The sequence below is a fragment of the Acidovorax sp. JG5 genome (genome assembly GCF_017939685.1).
In the GTDB taxonomy this organism is placed as follows: domain Bacteria; phylum Pseudomonadota; class Gammaproteobacteria; order Burkholderiales; family Burkholderiaceae_C; genus Acidovorax.
In genome coordinates, this window is the sequence record NZ_JAGKSE010000002.1 from 380,586 (window position 1) to 405,671 (window position 25,086).

Annotated in this window: 22 protein-coding genes; 17 read left to right on the top strand and 5 right to left on the bottom strand. The window is 64.4% G+C overall.

Annotated elements, in window-relative coordinates:
• Positions 1-65: 65 nt before the first annotated feature.
• Entirely contained in the window at positions 66-518 is a 453-nt protein-coding gene (locus J8G26_RS03960; RefSeq protein ID WP_210568007.1) for a type II secretion system protein N, read from the top strand.
• 37 nt (positions 519-555) lie between these two features.
• On the opposite strand, the gene J8G26_RS03965 is transcribed toward J8G26_RS03960, so the two are convergent.
• The 3 genes from J8G26_RS03965 to ilvA form a co-directional block, all read right to left on the bottom strand.
• The gene (locus J8G26_RS03965) at positions 556-1,134 is read right to left on the bottom strand and encodes a histidine phosphatase family protein (RefSeq protein WP_210568008.1); all 579 of its coding nucleotides are present in this window, start codon (positions 1,132-1,134) and stop codon (positions 556-558) included.
• Positions 1,131-1,937: an adenosylcobinamide-GDP ribazoletransferase gene (locus J8G26_RS03970; protein ID WP_210568009.1), complete on the bottom strand. Its 807-nt coding sequence runs from the start codon at positions 1,935-1,937 to the stop codon at positions 1,131-1,133. Before J8G26_RS03970 ends, J8G26_RS03965 begins: the two co-directional genes overlap by 4 nt.
• Before the next feature lie 83 nt (positions 1,938-2,020).
• Complete coding sequence (gene ilvA, locus J8G26_RS03975; RefSeq protein WP_210568010.1) at positions 2,021-3,580, bottom strand: threonine ammonia-lyase, biosynthetic; 1,560 nt, start codon at positions 3,578-3,580, stop codon at positions 2,021-2,023.
• 345 nt (positions 3,581-3,925) lie between these two features.
• On the opposite strand from ilvA, the gene J8G26_RS03980 reads away from it, so the two are divergent.
• Positions 3,926-4,375, top strand: a complete 450-nt coding sequence (locus J8G26_RS03980; protein WP_210568011.1) for an OsmC family protein — start codon at positions 3,926-3,928, stop codon at positions 4,373-4,375.
• Positions 4,376-4,406: 31 nt separating this feature from the next.
• Here the strand turns inward: J8G26_RS03980 and coq7 are convergent, their stop codons facing one another.
• Positions 4,407-5,024 (bottom strand): 2-polyprenyl-3-methyl-6-methoxy-1,4-benzoquinone monooxygenase, encoded by a 618-nt coding sequence (gene coq7 / locus J8G26_RS03985; RefSeq protein ID WP_087747549.1) that lies wholly within the window; start codon positions 5,022-5,024, stop codon positions 4,407-4,409.
• A gap of 484 nt (positions 5,025-5,508) precedes the next feature.
• Between coq7 and J8G26_RS03990 the strand changes: the two genes are divergently transcribed.
• The 8 genes from J8G26_RS03990 (at position 5,509) to J8G26_RS04025 (ending at position 15,390) form a co-directional block, all read left to right on the top strand.
• The gene (locus tag J8G26_RS03990) at positions 5,509-6,609 is read left to right on the top strand and encodes a porin (RefSeq protein ID WP_210568012.1); all 1,101 of its coding nucleotides are present in this window, start codon (positions 5,509-5,511) and stop codon (positions 6,607-6,609) included.
• A 398-nt stretch (positions 6,610-7,007) separates the two neighbouring features.
• Complete coding sequence (locus J8G26_RS03995; RefSeq protein WP_246881236.1) at positions 7,008-8,192, top strand: porin; 1,185 nt, start codon at positions 7,008-7,010, stop codon at positions 8,190-8,192.
• A gap of 277 nt (positions 8,193-8,469) precedes the next feature.
• Positions 8,470-9,450: an ABC transporter permease gene (locus J8G26_RS04000; protein ID WP_210568013.1), complete on the top strand. Its 981-nt coding sequence runs from the start codon at positions 8,470-8,472 to the stop codon at positions 9,448-9,450.
• The gene (locus tag J8G26_RS04005) at positions 9,450-10,667 is read left to right on the top strand and encodes a M20 aminoacylase family protein (protein WP_210568014.1); all 1,218 of its coding nucleotides are present in this window, start codon (positions 9,450-9,452) and stop codon (positions 10,665-10,667) included. Before J8G26_RS04000 ends, J8G26_RS04005 begins: the two co-directional genes overlap by 1 nt.
• A 67-nt stretch (positions 10,668-10,734) precedes the next feature.
• A complete protein-coding gene (locus tag J8G26_RS04010) occupies positions 10,735-12,312 on the top strand; it encodes an ABC transporter substrate-binding protein (RefSeq protein ID WP_210568015.1) in 1,578 nt (525 codons plus the stop codon).
• A 94-nt stretch (positions 12,313-12,406) separates the two neighbouring features.
• The gene (locus J8G26_RS04015; RefSeq protein WP_210568016.1) at positions 12,407-13,318 is read left to right on the top strand and encodes an ABC transporter permease; all 912 of its coding nucleotides are present in this window, start codon (positions 12,407-12,409) and stop codon (positions 13,316-13,318) included.
• 75 nt (positions 13,319-13,393) lie between these two features.
• Complete coding sequence (locus tag J8G26_RS04020) at positions 13,394-14,380, top strand: ABC transporter ATP-binding protein (RefSeq protein WP_210568017.1); 987 nt, start codon at positions 13,394-13,396, stop codon at positions 14,378-14,380.
• On the top strand, positions 14,377-15,390 hold the full coding sequence (locus J8G26_RS04025) for a dipeptide ABC transporter ATP-binding protein (protein WP_210568018.1): 1,014 nt from the start codon (positions 14,377-14,379) through the stop codon (positions 15,388-15,390). Before J8G26_RS04020 ends, J8G26_RS04025 begins: the two co-directional genes overlap by 4 nt.
• Before the next feature lie 113 nt (positions 15,391-15,503).
• Here the strand turns inward: J8G26_RS04025 and J8G26_RS04030 are convergent, their stop codons facing one another.
• Positions 15,504-16,427 (bottom strand): LysR family transcriptional regulator, encoded by a 924-nt coding sequence (locus tag J8G26_RS04030; protein WP_210568019.1) that lies wholly within the window; start codon positions 16,425-16,427, stop codon positions 15,504-15,506.
• Positions 16,428-16,550: 123 nt separating this feature from the next.
• Here J8G26_RS04030 and J8G26_RS04035 point away from each other — a divergent pair, with 123 nt between their 5' ends.
• From J8G26_RS04035 to J8G26_RS04065, 7 genes are all read left to right on the top strand, one after another.
• Positions 16,551-18,677 (top strand): 3-hydroxyacyl-CoA dehydrogenase NAD-binding domain-containing protein, encoded by a 2,127-nt coding sequence (locus J8G26_RS04035; protein ID WP_210568020.1) that lies wholly within the window; start codon positions 16,551-16,553, stop codon positions 18,675-18,677.
• Between the two features lie 83 nt (positions 18,678-18,760).
• Entirely contained in the window at positions 18,761-19,969 is a 1,209-nt protein-coding gene (locus J8G26_RS04040; protein WP_210568021.1) for an acyl-CoA dehydrogenase family protein, read from the top strand.
• A 10-nt stretch (positions 19,970-19,979) separates the two neighbouring features.
• Positions 19,980-21,113 (top strand): acyl-CoA dehydrogenase, encoded by a 1,134-nt coding sequence (locus tag J8G26_RS04045; RefSeq protein WP_210568022.1) that lies wholly within the window; start codon positions 19,980-19,982, stop codon positions 21,111-21,113.
• A 139-nt stretch (positions 21,114-21,252) separates the two neighbouring features.
• Entirely contained in the window at positions 21,253-22,512 is a 1,260-nt protein-coding gene (locus tag J8G26_RS04050) for a CoA transferase (protein ID WP_210568023.1), read from the top strand.
• Between the two features lie 76 nt (positions 22,513-22,588).
• Entirely contained in the window at positions 22,589-23,578 is a 990-nt protein-coding gene (locus tag J8G26_RS04055; RefSeq protein WP_210568024.1) for a tripartite tricarboxylate transporter substrate binding protein, read from the top strand.
• A 7-nt stretch (positions 23,579-23,585) separates the two neighbouring features.
• Entirely contained in the window at positions 23,586-24,569 is a 984-nt protein-coding gene (locus J8G26_RS04060; RefSeq protein WP_210568025.1) for a nitronate monooxygenase family protein, read from the top strand.
• A 41-nt stretch (positions 24,570-24,610) separates the two neighbouring features.
• Positions 24,611-25,086 (top strand): electron transfer flavoprotein subunit beta/FixA family protein (locus J8G26_RS04065; protein ID WP_210568026.1); only part of this gene is annotated, 476 nt, incomplete at its 3' end.

Below are 25,086 nucleotides of genomic sequence, written 5' to 3' on the forward strand. Positions count from 1 at the left end.
GAGGGTGGAGTGGTTCACGGCAGGCAGTCTCGGGAGGGTCAGATCGCGTGAATCATAATCTCCTGATGGTGACCAATACACACAGCAAATGGGGCGTGCGCCTGGGGACTCTGGCTCTCTGGGCTCTGGCGGGCGCCAGCGTGGTTTATTGGGGGCTGCGCCTGTCGGCGCGGCCGGTGGGGCTCACGGTGCCGGCCGTGGCCCCTGCGCCGGTGGCACCGGATGCCCAGGCCATGGCGCGCCTGCTGGGTGTGCCAGCGGCCGATGCAGCCGCTGCCCGGGCGCCGGTGGCGTCGCTGGCCAGCCGGTTTGCCCTGATCGGTGTGCTGGCGGGCCGCAGCAGCGGCGGCGGCGCGGCGCTGATCGCGGTAGACGGCAAGCCGGCCAAGCCGTTTCGGGTGGGTGCGGCGGTGGACGAGGGGCTGGTGCTGCAATCGCTGGACCCGCGCCAGGCCCGGTTGGGTGCCAGTGTGGATGGCCCCGCCACGCTGACGCTGGACATGCCCGCCAAAAACTGACGGGTAATGGTTACCGCGCCTCGTGCGCTGTGTTTGCTCAACTCAGATCGTGCATTGCCCATTCGCCCCAGGCCGGGGCAGGCACGGGCCACTCGTCGGCCCTGGGTATGCGCCCCTCGCCATGCGCCAGCAGCCAGGCCACGCAGCGCGCCACGCCGGCGTGGGTGAACCACACCACATCGCTCCCGCCCCGCGCCTGCTGGCGTGCCTCGTTCAGGGCCGCCGCCACGCGGGCCAGCAGCGCGGCCAGGTTGTCGCCGCCGCCGGGGCGGTGCAGCGCAAAGTCGGCGGTCCAGGCGTCGATGGCGTTTTGGCCGATGCGGTCCCAGGCGCGGCCTTCCCAGGTGCCGAAATCCATCTCGCGCAGACGAGCGTCGGGATGGATAGTCAAATCGTGTCGCAGCGCTTGTGTGGCAAGCGCAAGCAGCTCACATCTTTGTAGCGTTGAATGGTGCGCGATCACGCGCTTTGGCAAGGCCTGCGCCAAACGCCGGGCGGCTGCCTGCGTGGCGGCCGCATCGGCGGGCACATCCAGCGCGCCGTAGCAGGTGCCGGCGGCCACCAGGGGCTGGGCGTGGCGCACCAGCCACAGGCGGGCGGGGGGGGTAGGGCTCATGCCCAGCGCAGGGCCAGCGCCGCGCCCAGGTAAAAGCCGATTTCGCTGACCTGCTGCGTGGCGCCCAGGCAGTCGCCGGTAAAGCCCTGCAGGCGCCGCGCAAACCAGCGCCCCATCCAGGCGGCGGCCAGGCCGCTGCCGCTTGCGGACGCTATTAAAAACAGAGCTGACTGCGCTTGCCAGACAAGCGCTAGAGGCATCAAACACCATATAAATGCAGCGGCCAGCGCCGCGCCGGTGATCTGGTCGGCCAGCGGCTTGCTTTTGGACCGGGCCGTGTCGCCCACATGCGGCAGGCTGCGCACGATGAGCAGCGGCCACAGGCGCGACAGCACATGGCCACCTACCAAGGCGGCGAGTGCGGTTTGCAGGCTGTGCGCGCCCAGCAGCGCCAGCAGGCACAGCTTGGCCAGCAAGGCCAGCACCAGCGCCATGGCACCAAAGGCGCCGATGCGCGAGTCTTTCATGATGTCGAGCGCCCGCTCGCGCTCGTGGCTGCCGCCCAGGCCGTCGGCCACATCGGCCAGGCCGTCCTCGTGGAAGCCGCCAGTCATCAGCACCGTGGCGATGGTGCAGAACACCGCCGCCACCGCCGGGGCCAGCGGGTTGGGCGCCAGGGCCCCGTGCAGCGCGGCATAAACGCCCGCCGCCAGTGCCGCCGCCAGCCAGCCAATGCCCGGAAAATGCGCGGCACTGGCGCGCAGCATGGCCGGGCTGTAGCCCACCCAGTGGGCCAGCCGCCCCGTGACGGGAATGCGGGTAAAAAACTGCACGGCCAGCAGGTAGTGGCGCAGGGCTTGCATGGGCAGGCTGGGGCTGTATCAGATTTGATAGCTGCCAGCGCTTGGTGGATAAGCGCTAGCGGCCAATTGGACCCATATTCCGGTCACTTGGAGCGCAAAAAGAGCCGGTAGGCCGGGTTCAGCGTTTCTTCCACGCAGGGGTAGCCCAGCGTGGCCAGGAAGGCATCGAACGCCGCGGCGTCTTCGGGCGGCACCTGCAGCCCTACCAGGATGCGGCCATAGTCGGCGCCCTGGTTGCGGTAGTGGAACAGGCTGATGTTCCAGGTCGGCTGCATCAGGCTCAGAAACTTGAGCAGCGCACCGGGCCGCTCGGGGAACACAAAGCGCAGCAGGCGCTCGTCTTGCGCCAGTGCCGAATGGCCGCCCACCAGGTGGCGCAGGTGTTCCTTGGCCAGTTCGTCGTGCGTCAGGTCGAGCGACTCGAAGCCGTGGCGCTCGAAGTTCCTGGTGATTTTTTCCGATTCGCCCTTGCCGTGCGTGGTCAGGCCCACGAACACATGGGCGCGCGTGGCGTCGCTGATGCGGTAGTTGAACTCGGTCACGTTGCGTGGGCCGCCTGGCAGGCTGCCCACCACCTCGCAAAAGCGCCGGAAGCTGCCGCGCTCTTCGGGGATGGTCACTGCCAGCAGCGCCTCGCGCTCCTCGCCCACTTCGGCGCGCTCGGCCACGAAGCGCAGGCGGTCGAAGTTCATGTTGGCGCCGCACAAAATGGCGGCGTAGGTCTCGCCCCGGGTCTTGTTCTTGGCAACGTATTGCTTGATGGCGGCCACGGCCAGCGCGCCCGCCGGCTCGACGATGCTGCGCGTGTCCACAAACACGTCCTTGATGGCGGCGCAGACGGCATCGGTGTCCACAGTGATGTATTCATCGACCAGGCCCTGTGCTATGCGAAAGGTTTCCTCGCCCACCAGCTTGACGGCCGTGCCGTCGGAAAACAGGCCCACATCGGGCAGCGTGACGCGCTCATGCGCGTTGACCGACTGGATCATGGCGTCCGAGTCGTTCATCTGCACGCCAATCACCTTGATCTCGGGCCGCACGGCCTTGATGTAATTGGCCACCCCGGCCACCAGGCCGCCGCCCCCAATCGCCACGAACACGGCATCGAGCTGGTTGCTGCCCAGCTTTTGCAGCTGGCGCAGGATTTCCATGGCAATCGTGCCCTGGCCCGCGATCACGTCGGGGTCGTCAAAAGGGTGCACAAAGGTCAGCCCTTGTTCTTTTTGCAGCCGCACCGAGTGGTCGTAGGCGTCGGAATAGCTGTCGCCAGCCAGCACCACCTCGCCGCCCAGCGCCTGCACGGCGTCGATCTTGAGCTGGGGCGTGGTGGTGGGCATCACCACCACGGCGCGCGTGCCCAGCTTGCGCGCGCTCATGGCCACGCCCTGCGCATGGTTGCCGGCCGAGGCGCAGATCACCCCTTTTTGCAGCTGCTCGGGCGCGAGGTGGGCCATCTTGTTGTAGGCGCCGCGCAGCTTGAAGCTGAATACGGGCTGTTGGTCCTCACGCTTCAAAAGCACCTTGTTGTGCAGGCGGCGGCTGAGGTTCTTGGCGGGCTCCAGGGCCGACTCGATCGCCACGTCATAGACGCGGGCGGTCAGGATCTTTTTCAGGTAATCGGAGGGGGTGAGATGCTGGGTCATGTGTGGCAGAAGGTGCGCCGCCGCAGCGGGGTGGCGGGGCAATCATCATAGGCGCAACGCCGGGCCGCCCGGCGCGCAGGCGTCGTTCGGGCCTTGCGGGCCGCACCGGCAGCGCGGCGCAGGCAAAAAAAAGCCCCAGGCGGTAAGGCCCAGGGCTGAATCCATCCTTTGAGGAGATGGAGGAGACAATCGGTGCGTTGCGGCTGTTGGTGACCTTCTCGGTACCAACCCTTTTTTGAAAAAAGGGCAACGCATGGCGCTATCTTAGCGCAATCGGTGTTGCAATGCAGCAAAATTCACCGCCCATTTTGTGAAAAAACCACGCATCAACAAGGAGCGAAAGACATGGAATGCACAGTCAGCTGGACCGGCGGCGCCGGAACGCGGTCGGGAATGGGCTTTGTGGCCGAAACGGGCAGCGGCCATATCCTGGCCATGGACGGCGCCCCCGATGCCGCCAACCCCGCCAATGGGGGGCAAAACTTGGCGCCCCGGCCCATGGAAACCGTGCTGGCCGGCACCGGCGGCTGCACCGCCTATGACGTGGTGCTGATCCTCAAGCGCGGGCGCCACGATGTGCGCGGCTGCAGCGTCAAGCTCACCTCGCAGCGGGCCGAGGTGGACCCCAAGGTGTTCACCGCCATTCATATGCAGTTCACCGTGACGGGCAAGGGGTTGACGCACGGGGCAGTGGAGCGCGCCATTGCCATGAGCCACGAAAAATACTGCTCAGCCAGCATCATGCTGGGCAAGACGGCAAACATCACCACGGGCTTCGAGATCGTCGAGGCTTGAGATCGTAAGCCAGCGCTGTGGCCGCGCCGGTTCAGACGTAATGCGCCGTGGTCGTCATGACCTTGGCGGCCATTTTCATCATCAGGCGGGCGGGTGCGGGCAGGGCCACGGCGCCGGCATCGCGCGCGCTGGCTGCGTGGCGCTCTTCATCGTCCTTCATGCGGCTGACCACGGCGCGCGAGGCCAGGTCGTCCGGCGGCAGCTTGTCCAGGTGGCCCTGCAGGTGCTCGGACACCTGGTTTTCGGTTTCCACCACAAACCCCAGGCTCACGCGGTCGCTCACCTTGGCGGCCACCACGCCCAGTGCAAACGCGCCCGCAAACCACAGCGGGTTGAGCAAGCTGGGCCGGGCGCCCAGGGCGTCCAGCCGCTGCTGCGTCCAGGCCAGGTGGTCGGTTTCCTCGCGGGCTGCTTCTAGCAGGTGGCGGCGCAATTGGGCGTCACGCGTGACGGCGGCCTGCGCCGTGTAAAGGGCTTGCGCGCAGACCTCGCCCACATGGTTCACCCGCATCAGTGCGCCGGACAGGCGCTTTTGGGCCGGGTCGAGCGCTGTCTCGGCAAAGGGCGCCGCCGGAGATGCCTCCATGGCGTGGGGTTTTGCAAACAGGGTGCGCAGCGCGGTGTCTGCGGCGCAAAGTAATGAGTCCATGGCTGATTTTCTCTGGAAGGATTGGCTCGGTTTGGCACGGAAGATGCATGCATAAACCTGCCGCGTTGTTCTGCATTGTGGCAAATGGAAGGAATGATGCGACTTCCCCATGGGTGCATTGTGCGAAGGTTGGAAGGAGAACGGAACTTGTTACAGACAAGAAAGCTAGTTTCAAGGTAATTTGCCGCAAATTCAGCCGTGTTGACACGAGATGCCCCGCGTAGCGCGGCATTGTTGTCTGCACTGGGGCCGCCAAGCCGGTGTCATCGTCCGAAGGCCGGCAAGGGTATGGGGGTGCAATGTTGCAGCGCCGCAACGAAATTAACCCTGCGTGCCGATTTCCTTTGCGCAACCGCGCCCCGTCTGGTGAAATAACCGCAACTTCCCCACCAGGAGGTTGGCCCGGGGAGCCGGTAGGACTGCGCAGATGCTGCGCTATAGACCTCCGAACCGGTGCCCATGTTTAACCTTGGAGTAACTCGCAATGAAAAAATCCCTGATTGCCTTGGCTGTGCTGGCCGCTTCCGGCGCCGCAATGGCCCAATCTTCCGTGACCCTGTTTGGTATTGTTGATACCAACGTCAGCTACCTCGACGGCGTTTCCAACGCTGCTGGCACCAACACTGACAGCAAGTATGGCATTGGCACCAGCGGCAACGCTACCAGCCGTCTGGGCTTCCGTGGCGTGGAAGACCTGGGTGGCGGCCTGAAGGCTGGTTTCCACCTGGAAGGCGAAATCTTCGGTGACGACGGCAATGCTTCTGGCTTCAATTTCAAGCGTCGTTCCACGGTCAGCCTGATGGGCAACTTCGGTGAAGTTCGTCTGGGCCGTGACGAAGTTCCTAGCTATAGCAAGGCGAGATCCTACGATCTGTTCGGCCAGGCTGGCATCGGCCAGTTCATGGGCTGGGGCAACTGGAATGGCAACAACCAAACCACGGCTAACAACAACAACGATGCCAACGGTATCCGTTCGAGCAACCTGATCAGCTACTTCACCCCTAACTTCAGCGGCTTCACTGCCGGTCTGGGTTATGGCTTCGACGAAAAGGCTGACACGACGAACTCGAAGAAGGGTCGTTACGTTGGTGGTTATGTTGCCTATGACAACGGCCCTTTGAGTGTTGCCCTGTCTTATGACGAGAGCAGCGCCCTGACCCTGGGCTCCGGTGCTACTGCCGTCAATGGTGTTGACCGCAATCGCCTGACCTTGGGCGGTTCGTACAACCTGAACGTTGTCAAGCTGAACGCCATCCTGCAGCAGACCAAGGATGATGTCCCTGGCGGTTCCGAGCGCAAGGTTAACGCCTACATGTTGGGCGCATCCGCTCCTGTGGGCGCTGGCGAAGTCAAGCTGCAATACGCTCTGTACGACCAGAAGGCCATCGACTCCAAGGCCCACCAGATCAGCCTGGGTTATGTCCACAACCTGTCCAAGCGCACCGCTGTGTACGGCACCGTGGCATACATGGACAACAAGGACGCCTCGAAACTGAATCTGTCTGCCAAGGGCCTGGGTACCATTGATGCCCGCGCTGGCGACAGCCAGACCGGCGTGCAAGTCGGTATCCGTCACTCCTTCTGATGACATGCTGGCCTGGTGCCAGCATTCACAGACGTGACCTCAAGCCACCCGTCGCAAGACGGGTGGCTTTTTCGCATTTGGCACCTCTTTTTGAACAATGCGCGGTCTTGTCGCCATTCGGTTTGACCGCTGGCAGGGCTTTCTTGGGCCAGGCTTTTCTGCAAAAGGTTGCGGCTGGAGGGCGGGTGTTCGTGCCCTGGAAAGTCGTGATGGCGCGGTGGTTTTTAGTAAGTGAACGGTCGTTCTATTAGGGAAAGCCTGTGTAAGCGATATGCAACAAACGCTTACGCACGAGCGTGCCTTTACTAAACTGGACCGGCACCCAACCAACCACAGAAAGAGACAAGATCCATGAAAAAACCAATATCACAAAGCTGTTCGCTTTCGGAGCCGTTGCCCTGGCTTCAAGCTTTGCTTGCGCACAGACCGCCAGCGCGCCGACGAGCAGCGTGCAGTTATGGGGCATTGTGGATATGGCCTATCGCCATACCAATAACGAAGGTGCGAGTAAAGACAGCCTGTCGAAGATGATGGGTGGCGGCATGTCGCAAAGCCGCTGGGGTATCAACGTGGACGAAGATCTGGGCGGTGGTTCCAAGGCCCTGGTTGTTTTGGAAAATCGTTTGAATGCAGATGACGGCAGTGTTTCCACTCCCTTCTTCCAGTTGTCCTATGTGGGGTTGCAAGGCCCCTATGGCCGCCTGACCGCTGGGCGCCAGTGGAATGTGCTGTTCGACGTGGTGACCAGCACTTACGCTTCGTTCCCCTATTCTCCGTATATGGAGGCCTACAAGCCTGAGCTGGGCATGGCCATGGGCGCGCGCACCAGCAATATGCTCAAGTACACCTTCGCAACGCCAGACCGCAGTTTCGTGGGTTCGCTGCAATACTCGTTTGACGAGAATAACGACACCAAGGCACTGGAAGCGCAGCTGCCGACTCTTACGACGCCGCAGCAGTTGGCCCAAGCAGTGGGTTCTTATGTGGGCAGTACGCTGGGTGGCGGCGCATGGCAGACGGCTGGCGGCTATCTGCGCTACGCCGCCAATGGCTTCGCAGTGGGTGGGGGTTACATGCGCACCACGCTGCCTGGTGGCACCGATGTCGATGCCTGGACGCTGGGCGGTTCGTATCGCACCGGCCCTTGGTACTTCAACACCGGCTACGGCCTGAACAAGGCGAAATACGCTGCGGTGACCAGCACCGTTCAGGGTTTCCGTAACAACGTAGACCGAGCACTCCTGGGCCAATTCTGGGCGGGTCAGACCAATGGCGGCTTCCAGCCGGGTGATGCCGACAAGCGCCAACTGTTCAAGGTGGGCGTGGGCTACCAGCTGACGCCTCAACTGAACCTGGGTGCGCATTACTTCCGCGGCAAGCAATCAGGCTCGGTCAACGGCACGTCCAATGGCAACGTCAACTTCTATGTCGCCGTGGCGGACTACGCTTTCAGCAAGCGCACCGACGCCTACTTTGGCGTAGACCATACCAGCATCAGCGGAGGCGCTCAGCTTGTGCTCGACGCAGCGAGCGGCGCCCGCAGCCGTACCGGTATCACTGCTGGTATTCGTCACCGCTTCTAAATCACTGGTGGGGGAAAGCGCTGCTCCGGCAACGGAGCAGCGCAGGTTTCCAAGGGAAAACCGGATTGCTAGCGATAGCGATCCGGTTTTTTTCTTTATTGCAAGAGCAACTTCAGGCGCATTGCAGTTGGCGCCCTCTGGTCGACTGCGGTTGGCCTGGTTCCTGCATGGGTGTTGTTTAGCTGCGCTGGATTTGTAGGTCCTGGTGCACCCGAAAAACATCGTTTGTTGCCAGAACCTTCCCTGTTAGCATGGTTCTTCATTTTATGCTTTACCGATGCTTGCATTCATTTTGCGACGCCTGATTCAGGCGGTCATGGTGATGATCACTGTGGCCTTTATCGCCTTCATGCTGTTTCAGTATGTGGGTGACCCGGTGGTGTTTTTGCTCGGGCAGGACGCCACCCCCGAACAGATCCGCAGCTTGCGCGCCGACCTGGGGCTCGACAAGCCCTTTTTTGTGCAGTTCTGGCACTTCTTGCTGAACGCCGCGCAGGGCGAGTTTGGCCTGAGCCTGCGCCAGGGGGCCAAGGTGTCGCGTCTGATGTCCGAGCGCTTTCCGGCCACGCTGGAACTGGCCCTGGTGGCTGCGGCGCTGGCCTTGCTGGTGGGGGTGCCCATGGGGGTGTATGCGGCGCTCAAGCGCGGCACCTTCATCAGCCAGGCCTTCATGACCTTGTCGCTGCTGGGCGTGTCGCTGCCCACGTTTTTGATCGGCATTCTGCTCATTTTGGTGTTTGCCGTGGTGCTGGGCTGGTTTCCCAGCTTTGGCCGCGGTGAGGTGGTGCAGCTCGGGTGGTGGACTTCGGGCTTGCTCACGGCCAAAGGCTGGCACCACATCACGCTGCCGGCCGTCACGCTGGCGATTTTTCAGCTCACGCTCATCATGCGCCTGGTGCGCGCCGAGATGCTGGAGGTGCTGCGCACCGACTACATCAAGTTTGCCCGTGCCCGGGGCCTGTCCAGCCGGGCTATCCATTTTGGCCATGCGCTCAAGAACACGCTGGTGCCGGTGATGACGATCACCGGGCTGCAACTGGGCGGGCTGATTGCCTTTGCCATCATCACGGAAACGGTGTTCCAGTGGCCGGGCATGGGGCTGCTGTTCATCCAGGCGGTGACGTTTGCCGACATTCCGGTGATGGCGGCCTATCTGTGCCTGATTGCGCTGATTTTTGTGGTGATCAACCTGGTGGTGGATCTGCTGTATTTTGTGGTCGATCCGCGCCTGCGGGTGGGCCATGCGGGAGGGCACTGATGCTCAATCCACGATGGAAAGCAGGCGGGCGGGCCTTTGCCCACATTGCGCAATTCCACCCCGAGCTGACTGCGCTGCGGCGCGACCTGCACGCCCACCCCGAGCTGGGTTTTGAAGAGGTGTACACCGCCCGGCGCGTGAAGGAAGCCCTGCAGTTATGCGGTGTGGACGAAATTCACGAAGGCATCGGGCGCACGGGCCTGGTGGCGGTGGTGCGCGGCCGTGGCCAGTCAAGCGGCGCCATGGTGGGCCTGCGGGCCGATATGGACGCGCTGCCCATTACCGAGCACAACGATTTTTCCTGGAAATCGTGCAAGCCGGGGCTCATGCATGGCTGCGGCCATGATGGCCACACCGCCATGCTGGTGGGCGCCGCCCGCTACCTGGCCGAAACCCGCAACTTTGACGGCACCGCCGTGCTGATCTTCCAGCCCGGCGAAGAGGGCTTTGCCGGCGCCCGCGTGATGATGGAAGACGGCTTGTTCGACCGGTTTCCGGTGCAATCTGTTTTTGCCATGCACAACTGGCCGGCCATGAAGCCGGGCACCGTGGGCATCAACACGGGGCCCATGATGGCGGCGGCCGACCGCATCACCATCGAGATCACCGGGCGCGGCGGCCACGGCGCGCACGCCTACCAGACGGTGGACGTGGTGCTGGTGGCCGCGCACATCATTACCGCGGCGCAGAGCATTGTTGCGCGCAACGTGCGGCCCATTGAAAGCGCGGTGGTCAGCCTGTGCGCCATCCAGGCGGGCGACCTGGGCGCTTTCAGCGTGTTGCCGGGCACCGCCACGCTGGTGGGCACGGTGCGCACCTTCGATCCGGCGGTGCAGGAGATGGTGGAGCAGCGCCTCAAAGAGCTTTGCAGCGCCATTGCCCTGGGGTTTGGCGCCACGGCCACGCTGCATTACGAGCGCATGTACCCCGCCACCATCAACACCGAGAGCGAGGCCGTTTTTGCCGCCGACGTGGCCGAGTCGCTGGTCGGTGCCGACCATGTGGTGCGCGACCTGGAGCCCAGCATGGGTGCGGAAGACTTTGCGTTCATGCTGCAGACCAGGCCCGGCGCCTACCTGCGGTTGGGGCAGGGCACGGGCGCCAGTGGCAGTGCGCTGCACAACAGCCGCTACGACTTCAATGACGAGGTTCTGCCCCTGGGGTCGGCACTGCACGCCAGCCTGATCGAGCAGGCCATGCCCTTGCCGACGCCCTGACGGACTGCCTCCCGCGTGCCGTCTTGCCCACTGATTTCTTGTTTCCGCCATCCTCCAGGATATTTGCATGAAATTAAAGAAAAAAACCGCCTTGGCCCTTGTGCTGCAAGCGCTAGTAGCTACTACTTTGGTAGCAAACGCGCAAACGATCCGGGTGGCCAATCAGGGTGATGCGCTTTCCATGGACCCCCACTCGCTCAACGAGTCGCTGCAGCTGAGCACGACGGGCAATGTGTATGAGCCGCTGGTGGGGCGCAACAAGGATTTGAGTCTGGCACCCGCACTGGCCACGGCGTGGCGGCAGACCGCGCCCACGGTGTGGCAGTTTGAGCTGCGCCGGGGTGTGCAATTTCATGACGGCACCCCGTTCACGGCAGACGATGTGCTGTTTAGCTTTGCGCGCACCCAGGCCGACGGCTCGGACATGAAGAGCTACACCAACGACTTCAAGGAAGTGCGCAAGATCAACGACTTTTTGGTGGAGATCGAGACCAAGATGCCGTTCCCGATTCTTCCGGACGTGATCTCGCAAGTGGCCATCATGAGCAAGAAATGGTGCGAGACCCACCAGGCGGTGACGCCGGTGGACCGCCGCAAGGGCATCGAGAATGCCGCGTCGTTCCGGGCCAACGGCACGGGGCCGTTCCGCCTGCGCGAACGCCAGCCCAACGTGCGCACGGTGTTCACGCGCAATGGCACTTATTGGGGCAAGATCGAAGGCAATGTGGCCGAAGTCATCTTCACGCCGATTGGCAACGACGCCACCCGTGTGGCTGCGCTGCTGTCGGGCGAGGTGGACGTGATGGAGCCAGTGCCGGTGCAGGACATCGAGCGCGTGAACAACAGCGCCAACACCCGCGCCATCACCGGCCCCGAGCTGCGCACCATCTTCCTGGGCATGGACCAAAAGCGCGACGAGCTGCTGTATTCGAGCGTGAAGGGCAAGAACCCGTTCAAGGACAAGCGCGTGCGCCAGGCTTTCTACCAGGCGATCGACATCGACGGCATCAAAAAGACGGTGATGCGCGGCGCCTCCAACCCGTCCGCGCTGCTGGTGGGCCCGGGCATCAACGGGTTTCAGCCCGAGGCCAAGCGCCTGCCCTACGACGTGGAAGCCGCCAAGAAGCTCATGGCCGAAGCGGGCTATGCCAGCGGCTTCGAGGTGTCGATGAATTGCCCCAATGACCGCTATGTGAACGATGGCCGCATCTGCCAGGCCGTGGCGGCCAACCTGGCGCGCATCAACGTCAAGATCAACCTGCAGGCCGAAACCAAGGGCACCTATTTCCCCAAGATCTTGCGCCGCGACACCAGCTTTTACATGCTGGGCTGGACGCCTTCGACCTACGACGCACACAACGCGCTCAATGCCCTGATGGCCTGTGTGGACGACAAGGGCGCGGGCCAGTTCAACCTCGGTGCCTATTGCAACCCCAAGGTGAACGAGCTGACCAAAAAGATCCAGGCCGAGACCGACAAGGCCCGGCGCAACGCCATGATCAAGGAGGCGTTTGACCTGCATGCCGCCGATGTGGGGCACCTGCCGCTGCACCAGCAGGCCCTGGCCTGGGGCGTGAGCAAGAACGTCAAGCTCGTGCAACTGGCCGACAACTACATGCCCTTCAAGTGGATGAGCAAGAACTGACCTGCTGCCCACCACGACTTTCACTGTCCCCGTGGGCAGCCAGGCATGGCTGCCCGGTGCGGCGGGCCTGGCTCCCTGTTTTTTGGTTCCTGTGATGAAAAAAACCCTTGCGCGCTGGCTTGACAGCGATGTTGGCTACAGCTTTCGCACCTCGCCCATGGCCATGGTGGCGGCAGCGATAGCCGTGGTATGCGTGTTCTGCGCGCTGTTTGCGGGCTGGGTGGCGCCGCACAATCCGTTCGATCTATCTACGCTGGAACTCAGTGATGCACGGCTGCCCCCGGCATGGAGTGCCGAGGGCTCGCGCAAATACCTGCTGGGCACCGACGACCAGGGGCGCGACATTCTCTCGGCCCTGATCTACGGCGCCCGCATTTCGCTGGTGGTGGGGCTGGCCTCGGTGCTGCTGTCGGTGGTGGTGGGCGTGGCGCTGGGCCTGCTGGCCGGTTTTCGGGGCGGCTGGATTGATGCGGTGCTGATGCGCCTGTGCGATGTGATGCTGTCGTTTCCCGCCATTTTGGTGGCCTTGCTGATTGCGGGGGTGGGCCGTGCCTTGTTTCCGAATGCGCACGAATCGCTGGCCTTTGGCGTGCTGATCTTTTCCATTTCGCTCACGGGCTGGGTGCAATATGCGCGCACGGTGCGCGGCTCCACCCTGGTGGAGCGCAACAAGGAATATGTGCAGGCCGCGCGCGTGACCGGCGTGGCCCCGCTGCGCATCATGCGCAAGCATGTGCTGCCCAATGTGATGGGCCCGGTGATGGTGCTGGCCACCATCCAGGTGGCCACGGCCATCATCACCGAGGCTACCCTGTCGTTTCTGGGGGTGGGTGCGCCGCCCACATCGCCTTCGCTGGGCACGTTGATCCGCGTGGGCAACGATTATTTGTTTTCGGGCGAGTGGTGGATCACCGTGTTCCCGGGGCTCATGTTGGTGTTGATTGCGCTGTCGGTGAACCTGCTGGGCGACTGGCTGCGCGATGCGCTCAACCCGCGTCTGCGCTAAAGGTTTTGATAAAAATTGGCCTCTAGCCCTTGTGCAGCAAGCGCAAGCAGCTATCAAAAAAGTAGAAATTTACGGATGAACGCGCCCACACCGCCCCTGCTTGAAGTCAAAAACCTCGTCGTCGAGTTTCCCAGCCGCCGCGGCACGCTGCGCGCTCTGGACGATATTTCGTTTTCCATCGCCCCCGGCGAAATCCTGGGCGTGGTGGGCGAGTCAGGGGCCGGCAAGTCGCTCACGGGCGCTGCCATCATCGGCCTGCTGGAGTCGCCGGGGCGCGTGGCCTCGGGCCAGATCCTGCTGGAAGGCCAGCGCATCGACAACCTCAGCGATGCGCAGATGCGCCACATCCGGGGGCGGCGCATCGGCGCGATCTTCCAGGACCCGCTGACCTCGCTGAACCCGCTGTACACCGTAGGCCGGCAGCTTACCGAAACCATCCAGGCGCACCTGCCGGTGACTGCGGCCGAAGCGCGGCGGCGCGCCATCGCGTTGCTGCAGGACACCGGCATCCCGGCGGCCGAGCAGCGCATCGACCACTACCCGCACCAGTTCTCGGGCGGCATGCGCCAGCGCGTGGTGATTGCCCTGGCCCTGGCGGCCGAGCCGCAACTCATCGTGGCGGACGAGCCCACCACGGCACTCGATGTGTCGATCCAGGCGCAGATCATCACGCTGCTCAAAACCATCTGCCAATCGCGCGGCGCGGCCGTGATGCTGATCACCCACGACATGGGCGTGATCGCCGAAACCTGCGACCGGGTAGCGGTGTTGTATGCCGGGCGCGTGGTCGAAATCGGCCCGGTGCACGAGGTCATCAACCACCCCGCGCACCCCTATACCGCCGGCCTCATGGCCTCCATCCCCGACATGGCGCAAGACCGCGAGCGCCTGAACCAGATTGACGGAGCCATGCCCCGCCTGAACGCCATTCCTGCCGGTTGTGCCTTCAACCCGCGCTGCCCGCGCCGCTTTGACCGCTGCACGGCCGAGCGCCCCGACCTGCTGCCCGCCGGTGCCACCCGCGCGGCCTGCTGGTTGCACGCACCGGAGGTGGCGGCATGAGCACAGCAACACCTTCTGGCACCCCGCTGGTGCAGGCGCACGACCTTGCCAAGACTTTTGATGTCTCGGCCCCCTGGCTCAACCGCGTGCTCGAAGGCAAGCCGCGCACGCTGCTGCACGCCGTGGATGGCGTGAGTTTCGAAATCGAAAAAGGCAAGACACTCGCCCTGGTGGGCGAATCGGGCTGCGGCAAAAGCACGGTGGCGCGCCTGCTGGTGGGCCTGTACGAGCCCACGCGCGGCGGCCTCACGTTTGACGGGCAGGATGCGCACGCCGCCTTCAAGGGCAACGACGCCAAGGCCATGCGCCGCCGCATCCAGATGATTTTTCAGGACCCCTATGCCAGCCTGAACCCGCGCTGGCTGGTGGAAGACATCATCGGTGAGCCGCTCAAGGAGCATGGCCTGATCACCGACAAGGCCGAGCTGAAGGCTCGCGTGGGCCAGTTGCTCCAGTCCGTGGGCCTGAGCCCGCTGGACATGGTCAAGTACCCACACCAGTTCTCGGGCGGGCAGCGCCAGCGCATCTCGATTGCGCGCGCTTTGGCCACCGAGCCCGAGTTTCTGGTGTGCGACGAGCCCACCAGCGCGCTCGATGTATCGGTGCAGGCGCAGGTGCTGAACATCATGAAAGACCTGCAGCGCGAGCGGCAGCTCACCTACCTGTTCATCAGCCACAACCTGGCCGTGGTGCGCCATGTGAGCGACCAGGTCGGCGTGATGTACCTGGGCCGCCTGGTGGAACTGGCCGATAAACACACGTTGTTTGACACGCCGCGCCATCCCTACACGCGCATGCTGCTCGATGCCATTCCCAAGATGCACGACACCGGCAAGGCACGCACCCCCGTGCAGGGCGAGGTGCCCAACCCGCTCAGCCCCCCGCCAGGCTGCGCCTTCAACCCGCGCTGCCCGCATGTGAACGAGCGCTGCCGCACCGAGCGGCCGCAGCTGTTGAGCCTGGGCGGCATCCGCATTGCATGCCATGCGGTGGAGGAAGGGCGGATCTGAGTGATTAAGTGCTCCTGAAAAAGGAGCGTGTTGCGCTTGATGGATAAGCGCTTGAAGCCTATTTGATGCAAATACTCAAGTGCAAGGTGCGTGGCCAAGTGGTGCAGGCCGGGTCAACTCGCCGGCAGGCCCGGCGCTGACGGGTCGGTGGCGGGCAGGGCGCGGCCCAGCAAATAGTCGATGCAGGTGCGCACCGCCCGCGTCTGGTGGCGGTCGGGCATGTAGAGCATGAACATTTGCGTGCCGAAGATGCTCAGGCGCCAGTCGTCCAGGGTGGTCAGCACCTCGCCGCTGGCCACGGCGTCCTGCACCACGTAGTCGGGCACCAGCCCCACGCCCAGCCCGGCCAGGATGCCCTGGCGCAGAAACGGAAAGTGCTCTGAAATCAGCGTGGGCTCCAGCGTCACCTCTTCGCGCCGCTCGCCCTGGTAGGCGCGCAGGCGCAACTGGCGCCCCACCACGCCGGCCGTGATCAGCGGCGCGGTGCGCAGCGCCTCCAGCCCGGTGGGCAGGCCGTGCGCCTGGGCGTAGCCGCGCGAGGCACAGGCGACATAGTGCACCGCCCCCAGATCGCGGGCCACCAGCGTGGGCGGTGGTTCGGGAATGACGCGGATGGCAATGTCCACTTCGTCGCGGATCAGGTCGTCCACCCGGTTTTCAAAGCGCACATCGAGCACGATGCCGGGGTAAAGGCGCTTGAAGTCGATCAGCCAGTCGGACATCACCATCTGCCCGTAGCCGCTGGGCACGCTCAGGCCCACGCGGCCTTGCAGGCCCTGGCCCAGCGTGGCGATGGTTTCGCGCGCGGCCAGCATTTCGTTCTGGATGGCGCGGCCATGCTGGTACAGGCGCAGGCCCACCTCGGTGGGCTCGACCCGGCGCGTGGTGCGGCGCACCAGTTGCACGCCCACTGACTTTTCGAGCTGGTTGAGGTGGTAGCTCACGTTGGCACGCGACATCTTCAGATTGCGCGCGGCCTGGCTCAGGTTACCGGCGTCCAGGATGTCCACGAGGACGGTCAGGGAGGTGAGTTCCATAAATCGGGTGCGAACGGGTGCGTCAAGGATTATTTGACAGTCTGTCAATCGTTAATGTAATTGTCAAGATTGTTTGGCGCATCAACAATACCGGCTCTTTCCAATCCTCCAGGAGACTCCCGCATGGGCGCAGCCACCCCCGATTCCGTTGTCACCACCGCCCGCGTGGGCGCCATCCTGGTCGTGACCGTCAACAACCCGCCCGTCAATGCACTGGGCGTCGCCGTGCGCCAGGGCCTGGCCGCTGCCATGGCTGCCGCACAGTCCGACGACGCGGTTGCCGGCGTGCTGCTGGTGGGAGCCGGCAAGGCCTTTATTGCGGGTGCCGACATCCGCGAGTTTGGCAAGCCTGCCATGCCGCCGTCGCTGCCCGAGGTGTGCCGCGCCATCGAAGACTGCACCAAGCCCGTGGTCGCGGTGCTGCATGGCGCCGCGCTGGGCGGTGGCCTGGAAGTGGCGCTGTCGGCGCACTACCGCCTGGCGCTGCCCGCCGCCAAACTGGGCCTTCCCGAAGTCTCCCTGGGCCTGCTGCCCGGCTCCGGCGGCACGCAGCGCGCGCCGCGCCTGATGGGCGCCAAAGCCGCCACCGAGCTGATGCTCAGCGGCAAGCATCTGTCGGCCAAGGCCGCGCTGGCAGCCGGCCTGGTGGACAAGCTGGTCGAGGGCGATGACGCCCGGGCCGCTGGGTTGGCTTACATCAACGAGCTGCTGGCCCAAAAAGCCCCCGTGCGCCGCACGCGCGACATCGCCATTGCCGACCCCGTCGCAGCGCTGGCCGACCTTGAATTGCTCAAGGCCGAGACCGCCAAGAAAACCCGCGGCCTGTTCTCGCCGCTCAAGATCATCGAATGCGTGCAGGCCGCCGTGCAGCTGCCGTTTGACGAAGGCATGGCCCGCGAACGCGCGCTGTTTCTCGAGTGCCTGGACAGCCCGCAACGTGCCGGCCTGATCCACGCCTTTTTTGCCGAGCGCGAAGTGGTCAAGGTGCCCGAGGCCAAGGCCGCCGCACCGCGCGCGTTTGCCACCATCGCCATCATTGGCGGCGGCACCATGGGCGCGGGCATCACCGTGTCGGCCCTGGATGCAGGCTACCCCGTGACCATGATCGAGCGCGACGCCGAGTCCATCGCCCGGGGCCGCGCCAATGTGGAAAAGGTCTACACCGGCCTGGTCGCCAAGGGCCGCATGACCGAAGAGGCCAAGGCCGCCGTCATGGCCCGCTACACCGGCAGCACGTCGTATGACGACCTGGCGAATGTGGACCTGGTGATCGAAGCGGTGTTTGAAGACCTTGAAGTGAAGAAGGCGGTGTTCAAGGAGCTCGACCGCGTGTGCAAACCCGGCGCCGTGCTGGCCACCAACACCTCGTACCTGGACATCGACGCCATCGCCGCCGCCACCCGCCGCCCGCAGGACGTGATTGGCCTGCACTTTTTCAGCCCGGCCAACATCATGAAGCTGCTGGAGATCGTGGTGCCCGCCAAGGTCAGCGCCGACGTGGTGGCCACGGCCTTCGAGCTGGCCAAGAAGCTCAAAAAAGTGCCGGTGCGCGCCGGTGTCTGCGACGGCTTCATTGGCAACCGCATTCTGGCCGTGTACAAGCAGGCCGCCGACTACATCATGGAAGACGGCGCCAGCCCCTACGAAATCGACGCGGCCGTGCGCGGCTTTGGCTTTGCGATGGGCCCGTTCCAGGTGACTGACCTCGCCGGCGGCGACATTGGCTGGGCCACGCGCAAGCGCCGCGCCGCAACGCGCAAACCGGGCGACCCCAAAGCGCGCTATGTGGAAGTGGCCGACCGCATCTGCGAGCGCGGCTGGTTTGGCCAGAAAACCCAGCGCGGTTTTTACCTGTACCCCGAAGGCGCCCGGGTGGGCCAGCCCGACCCCGAAGTGCTGGCCATCGTCGATGCCGAGCGCGCCAAGAAGGGCATCACGCCACGCACCTTCACAGCCGATGAAATCATGCGCCGCTACATGGCGGCCATGGCCAACGAAGGCGCCAACGTGGTGCACGAAGGCATTGCGCTGCGCCCGCTGGACGTGGACGTGACGTTCATCTCTGGCTACGGCTTTCCACGCTTTCGCGGCGGCCCCATGAAGTGGGCCGACATGTACGGCCTGCCCCAGCTGCTGGCCGACATCGAGGCGTTTGCCAAAGAAGACCCGCTGTTCTGGAAGCCATCGCCGCTGCTGGTCCAGCTGGTGCGGCAAGACAAAAACTTTGACAGCCTGAACCACAGCGCCTGAGCGTTGCGTGAGGTCGGCGCACCGGCCGGCCGAAGCCGCACGGCGCTGTTGCTGGCCCCATTGACCGAAAGACCCGAGACCCCATGGACCTGAATTTCACCCCCGAAGAACAAGCCTTTCGCGCCGAGGTGCAGGCTTTCCTGAAAGAAAAACTGCCCGCGCGCATCGCCACCAAGGTCAAGGCCGGGCAGCGCCTGACCAAGGAAGACCAGGAGGAATGGCACGCCATTCTGAACGCGCGCGGCTGGCTGGCCAACCACTGGCCCGAGCAATATGGCGGCCCGGGCTGGGGCGCCGTGCAAAAGTTCATTTTTGACAACGAGTGCGCCGTGGCCGGTGGCCCGCGCATCGTGCCGTTCGGCGTCAACATGCTGGGCCCGGTGCTCATCAAGTACGGCAACGAGGCACAAAAGCAGCACTGGCTGCCGCGCATCCTGAGCGGTGCCGACTGGTGGTGCCAGGGCTACTCCGAGCCGGGCTCGGGCTCGGATTTGGCCTCGGTCAAGACCACGGCCGTGCGCGGTGTGGATGCGCAAGGCGCGCACTACATCGTCAACGGGCAGAAGACCTGGACGACCCAGGGCCAGCACGCCAACATGATTTTTTGCCTGGTGCGCACCGACCGCGAAGCGCGCCCGCAGTCGGGCATCAGCTTTTTGCTGGTGGACATGAACACGCCCGGTGTGGAAGTGCGCCCCATCCGTACGCTCGACGGCGACCGCGAAGTCAACGAGGTGTTCTTCACCGACGTGCGCGTGCCCGCCGAGAACCTGGTGGGCGAAGAAAACAAGGGCTGGACCTATGCCAAGTTCTTGCTGACCTATGAGCGCACCGGCATTGCCGGCGTGGGCTTCTCGGTGGCCGCGCTGGAAAAGCTCAAGGTCATCGCCGCCAAGGTGCAGCGCAACGGCAAGCCCCTGAACCAGGACCCGCAGTTTGCCGCCCGCATGGCCCAGGTCGAGATCGACCTCGAAAACATGAAGATCACCAACCTGCGCGTGATTGCCGCCGTGGCCGGTGGTGGTGTGCCGGGCGCAGAAAGCTCGATGCTGAAGATCCGTGGCACCGAAATCCGCCAGGAAATTTTGTCGCTGATCCGCCGCGCCGTGGGGCCGTATGCGCTGCCTTTCATTGAAGCGGCGCAGTACGAGGGCTATGCCGATGCGCCAGTGGGGCCCGCCGAGGCGGCCACGGCGGCGGCCAACTATTTCAACTACCGCAAGCTGTCGATTTTTGGCGGCTCCAATGAAATCCAGAAAAACATCATCTCCAAGATGATTCTTGGACTGTGAGGTTGACCCCATGAATTTTGAACACACCGAAGACCGCCGCATGCTGGCGGACACCCTGAACCGTTTCGTGGCCGAGCAGTACGGCTTTGAAACCCGCAATGCCATCGCCTATGGCGAGGTCGGCATGGAGCCCGCGCTGTGGAGCCAGTTTGCCGAGCTGGGCGCCATTGGCGCGCTGTTCCCTGAAGCCGAAGGCGGTTTTGGCGGCGCAGGCTTTGACGTGGCCGTGGTGTTTGAAGCCCTGGGCCGTGGCCTGGTGGTCGAGCCCTTTCTGGGCGCGCTGGTGGTGGGGCGTGCCCTGGCCGCAGCGGGCACCGCCGCGCAAAAAGAGCACATCGCCAGCCTGATCGACGGCAGCACCGTGGCCGCACTGGCGCACGACGAGCCCGGCAGCCACTACGAAATGGCCCGTGTCAGCACCCGTGCGGTGCGCAGCGAAGGCGGCTGGGCACTCACCGGCGCCAAGGCCGTGGTGGTGCATGGCGACAACGCCCAGCTATTGCTGGTGTCGGCGCGCACTGCAGGCGCGGTGGACAGTGAGGACGGCATTTCGCTGTTCCTGGTGCCTGCCGATGCGGCGGGCGTGGCACGACGGGGCATGGGCCGCATCGACGGTGGCCGCGTGGCCGAAATCACCCTCGACAACGTGCAGGTGGGCGCCGACGCGCTGCTGGGCGCCGAAGGCCAGGGCATTGCCACGCTGGAGCGGGCCATCGGCTGGGGCGTGCTGGCGCTGTGCGCCGAAGCCCTGGGCGCCATGGAAGTGGCCAAGAAGGACACGCTTGAATACCTGCAGACGCGCAAGCAGTTTGGCGTTCCGATTGGCAGTTTCCAGGCCCTGCAGCACCGCATGGCCGACCTGCTGCTGGAGGTGGAGCAATCGCGCTCGGCGGTCATCAACGCCGCCGCCGCCATCGACAGCGCCGACCGCACCGAGCGCGAGCGCGCGCTGTCGGCGGCCAAGTTCACCATTGGCCGCATTGGCGCGCTGGTGTCGGAAGAAAGCATCCAGATGCACGGCGGCATCGGCATGACCTGGGAGCTGCCGCTGTCGCACTACGCCAAGCGCCTGGTGATGGTGGACCATGATCTGGGCGACGAAGACCACCACCTGGCGCGCTACATGGCGCTGGGCCGGGCCTGAGCGCCGCCGCCACCCCGCTGCTGCAGCGGCAGGGTGGCGCGGTGCTGGTAAAACGCCCACCGAATTTCAAGCCCCTGAGCCAGCTGCGGGCCTAAGATCGTGAACACGTTCTAAAGCCCAGGCATGGAGACAACAACAAATGACCACGACAACGACAACAACAGCTACTTCCCCGGCAGCCTCTGACGGCATGGACTTTCCGCTCGAAGGCGTGCGCGTGCTCGACCTCTCGCGCGTGTTTGCCGGGCCGCTGTGCGGCCAGGTGCTGGCCGACTTTGGCGCCGAGGTCATCAAGGTGGAGCACCCTGGCCGCGGCGACGACACGCGCGACTGGGGCATGCGCATCGGCAAGACCGAAACCACCTACTACAACAGCATGAACCGCAACAAGCGGTCCGTCACCGTGGATCTGCAGACGCCCGAAGGGCTCAAGATCATCCACGAGCTGCTGCCGCAGTGCGACGTGGTCATCCACAACTTCAAGACCGGCGGCGCCGAAAAACTCGGCCTGGGCTACGAGCAGCTCAAGGCGCTCCAGCCCGGTCTGATTTATTGCGCCGTGGCCGGCTACGACACCTCGGGCCCCGAGGCCAAGCGCCCCGGCTATGACCTTGTGATCCAGGGCGAAGCCGGGCTGATGGCCCTGAACGGCGAGGCGAACCAGCCGCCGCTCAAGTTCGGCGTTGCCGTGGTGGACCTGATGACCGGCATGTACGCCGCCCAGGCCGTGCTGGCCGCGCTGTTTCAGCGCACGCGCACCGGCAAGGGGCGCCTGATCGAGATGGCGCTGTACGACTGCGGCGTCATGATCACCGGCTACTACGGGCTCGACGCCATGCTGCTGGGGCACGACCCCCAGCGCTATGGCAACGCCCATCCCTCCATCGTCCCCTATGGCATGTTCGATGCCGCCGACGGCCCGCTCATCGTGGCCGTGGGCAACAACAGCCAGTTTGACAAATTCTGCCGCCAGGTGGTGATGCGCCCCGACATCGTCGAAGACCCGCGCTACGCCACCAACGTGGAGCGCGCCAAGAACCGCCTGACCCTGCTGCCGGTGATGAAAGAGCTGATTGCCAGCTTTCCGCGCGACGTGCTGCTGCAGCGCCTGACGACCGCCGGCATCCCCTGCGGCAAGGTGGCCGGCCTGCACGAGGCCCTGACCAGCGAGCGCACCCGCCGTGGCGGCCTGCTGCAAGAAATGCCCCACCCGGTGGCGGGCACCACGCAGGTGTTCGCGCCCCCCTACCGGCTCGATGGCCAGCGCCTGCCGATTCGCAATGCGCCGCCCACGCTGGGCGAGGGCACCCGCGAGGTGCTGCAGCAACTGCTGCAACTGTCCGAGCAGGAGCTGCAGGCGCTGCGTGACAAGGGCGTACTGACGCTGCCGCAGGCTTGAATATGTCAAAAATGATAGCTATTGGCGCTTGCTGAATAAGCGCTAGAGCCTGTTTTTATATAAAACGGAGACTGCCATGAAATTTTCACCTTTTTGCCGACGCACCGTCTTGGCCCTGGCTGTTGCGCCGCTGCTGGTCGGCAGCGCCATGGCGCAGCAGGCAGCCTGGCCTGACAAGATGATCAAGCTGGTCGTGCCCTTTCCGGCGGGCGGCCCTACTGACACGGCTTCGCGCATCGTCGGCCAGAAGCTGGGTGAGCGCCTCAAGCAGACCGTGCTCGTCGAGAACAAGGCGGGTGCCTCGGGGTCGATTGCTGCCGCCCAGGTCAGCAAAAGCCCTGCCGACGGCTACACGCTGATGATGCTGGCCACGCCCACGCTGCTGGCGCCGCACCTGTACAAAAAGGCCGGCTACGACACGGTGAAAGACTTCACGCCCGTGGCCACGGTGTACGACCTGCCCATCGTGGTGGTGGTCAACCCCAGGCTGCTGCCCGATGTGATCGACCTCAAGAGCCTGATCGCCCATGCCAAGGCGCAGAAGACGCCGCTCAACTACACCAGCTCGGGCGCGGGCAGCTTTGGCCACCTGAGCATGGAGCTGCTCAAGCAGATGGCGGGCTTTGACATGCAGCATGTGCCCTACAAGGGCGGCGTGCCGGCCATCACCGATACCATTGGCGGCCAGGTGCCCATCATGTATGCCGACCTGGTTGCCGCGCTGCCGCATATCCAGGCAGGCAAGCTGCGCGCCATTGCCGTGGGCTCGCCCCAGCGCGTGACCATGCTGCCCGAGGTCAAGACCATTGCCGAGCAGGGCATCAAGGGCTACGACGCCGTATCGTGGGGCGGCCTGCTGGCGCCTGCGGGCACGCCCAAGGCCGTGGTCGAGCGCATCGCGGGCGAGGTCAAGCAGATCCTGGCCGACAAGGAAATCCAGGACAAGCTGCTCAACGCGGGCGCCATTGCCCATTTCCAGGACCCGGCGCAAATGGGCCAGCGCGTGCAGCAGGACTACACCCGCTGGGGCCAGTTGATCCGCGCCAAGGGCATCGCCTCTGAGTAACGCCGCCATGAAGACACGCATCACCGAACTCTTTGGCATCGAACACCCCATCATCCAGGGCGGCATGCACCACGTCGGCCTGGCCGAGCTGGCGGCGGCGGTCTCCAATGCCGGCGGCCTGGGCATCATCACCGGCCTCACGCAGCGCACGCCCGAGCTGCTGGCGCGCGAGATTGCGCGCTGCCGCGCCATGACCGACAAGCCCTTCGGCGTGAACCTGACCTTTTTGCCATCGGTCAACCCGCCCGACTACCCCGGCTACGTGAAGGCCATCATCGAAGGCGGCGTGAAAGTGGTCGAAACGGCGGGCAACAACCCGCAAAAATGGCTGCCCGCCCTCAAGGATGCCGGCATCAAGGTCATCCACAAATGCACCTCGGTGCGCCATGCGCTCAAGGCCGAATCGATTGGCTGCGACGCGATCAGCGTCGATGGTTTTGAATGTGGCGGCCATCCGGGCGAGGATGATGTGCCCAATTTCATCCTGCTGCCGCGCGCGGCAGAGGCGCTGAAGATTCCCTTCGTCGCATCTGGCGGCATGGCCGATGGCCGCTCGCTGGTGGCCGCGCTGGCACTCGGCGCCGAGGGCATCAACATGGGCACGCGTTTCATCGCCACGCAAGAGGCGCCCGTGCACGACAACGTCAAGCGTGCCATCGTGGCGGCCAGCGAACTCGACACCCGCCTGGTGATGCGCCCGCTGCGCAACACCGAGCGCGTGCTGACCAATGCCGCCACCGAGCGCCTGCTGCAAAAAGAGCGCGAACTGGGCGCGGCCATCACCTTCGCGGACATCGCGCCCGAGGTGGCTGGCGTCTATCCGCGCATCATGCAGCAGGGCGAGATGGAGGCCGGTGTCTGGTCTTGCGGCATGGTGGCCGGCCTGATCCACGACGTGCCCACCGTGCAGCAATTGATTGACTCCATCATGGCCCAGGCCGAGGCGCTGATCTCCGGGCGCCTGGCGGGCATGCTGCGCCCGACGGCCTAGCCCGCACATTTCATTTCAGGAACCTAGCAAGGAAATACCCCATGAAAATTCTCGTCCCAGTCAAACGCGTGGTTGACTACAACGTCAAAGTCCGCGTCAAATCGGACGGCAGCGGCGTGGACATCGCCAACGTCAAGATGAGCATGAACCCCTTTGACGAAATCGCCGTTGAAGAGGCCGTGCGCCTGAAAGAAAAAGGCCTGGTGACCGAAGTCATCGCCGTCTCTTGCGGCGTGGCGCAATGCCAGGAAACCCTGCGCACCGCCATGGCCATCGGCGCCGACCGCGCCATCCTGGTGGAAACCGACGCAGAACTGCAGCCCCTGGCCGTCGCCAAGCTCTTGAAGGCATTGGTGGACAAAGAACAACCCGGCCTCATCATCCTGGGCAAACAAGCCATCGACGACGACGCCAACCAGACCGGCCAGATGCTCGCCGCCCTGGCCGACCTGCCCCAGGCCACCTTTGCCAGCAAGGTCGAACTGACGGCCGACAGCGTCAGCGTCACCCGCGAAGT